The sequence below is a fragment of the Phormidium sp. CCY1219 genome, assembly GCF_035615515.1.
Taxonomy (GTDB): Bacteria; Cyanobacteriota; Cyanobacteriia; order Cyanobacteriales; family Laspinemataceae; genus CCY1219.
The window spans coordinates 1-202 of sequence record NZ_JAJENT010000749.1 but is presented as its reverse complement, the minus strand read 5'-3'; the positions used below and the strand labels follow the sequence as shown (position 1 = coordinate 202).

At 44.1% G+C, this 202-nt stretch carries 1 pseudogene; it reads left to right on the top strand.

Annotation, left to right across the window (positions count from 1 at the left end):
* A pseudogene (locus tag LKK83_RS22745) lies at nucleotides 1-202 on the top strand (hypothetical protein); the annotation flags it as partial.

Below are 202 nucleotides of genomic sequence, written 5' to 3'. Positions count from 1 at the left end.
CCGAGACTCCAATTGTCAGACACGTTAAAGTCAAAGGTGAGGCCAGTCCATATGACGGCAATCTCAAATACTGGAGTACAAGAATGGGGAAACAACCCGGTGTTCCAACGAGAGTATCGAAGCTTTTGAAGAAACAAAAAGGGAAGTGTACCCACTGCGGACATTATTTCAAGGAAGAAGACATTATGGAAGTAGACCACAT